The following is a 652-nucleotide window of genomic DNA, read 5'->3' on the forward strand; positions in this document are numbered from 1 at the left end:
ATTTTGCTCCGCTTGGCGAACGGGAACTCGAGCGGTGAGCGACGTCACGTCGAGACGCGGCGTGCTCCAGCCCTCGACGGTCGAGGTCATCTTCGCCTGGTTCCAGCGCGTCATATCGGGCTACTGCCTGTTGTTCGGGATTTTGTACTGGATCCGGCTGATCGGCTTCTATCCCGGCTCGTTGTGGCGCTTCGACCTGATGCCGGTGCATTGGCAGGTGGCGGCGGTGATGCTCGCCGTCTTCTTCCCCTTCGCCGCCGCCGGTCTGTGGATGCTGGCCTCCTGGGGGCCGGTGATCTGGTTCATCTGCGCGGCGACCGAGATCGTCATGTATGCCGGCTTTCCCGAGCTCTTCGGCCACCGGCCGCTGATCCTCGCCTCGCATGCGGCGGTGGCGCTGCTCTACATCGTCTTTCGCGTGGTGATCTGGATGCAGAAGCGCCAGAGCCGCCAATAGAGCATCGGACCGACACTCAACAAGAATAGCGCCGCGCGTCCCATTGGACGCGCAAATTTCGCCCGGAATCATTGGCTAAATCTTTAGGTTAATCATCCTTGTTCGGGTGACCCTTCGTTAAGCCTCTTTCGAAACCTCTTACCGGTAAGCTCTTGTTAGCCCTAGCGTTTAAGTCGAATTTTATGAGTATTCGAT

The 652-nt window shown here is 58.9% G+C and carries 1 protein-coding gene; it reads left to right on the forward strand.

What is annotated here, in order from left to right; genetic code table 11:
- Nucleotides 1–34: 34 nt before the first annotated feature.
- Entirely contained in the window at nt 35–457 is a 423-nt protein-coding gene (locus EOA86_RS37300; RefSeq protein WP_128345874.1) for a DUF6163 family protein, read from the forward strand.
- The last annotated feature ends 195 nt before the right edge of the window (nt 458–652 follow it).

The organism is Mesorhizobium sp. M5C.F.Ca.IN.020.32.2.1, from assembly GCF_004023105.1.
Classification (GTDB): Bacteria; Pseudomonadota; Alphaproteobacteria; order Rhizobiales; family Rhizobiaceae; genus Mesorhizobium; species Mesorhizobium wenxiniae.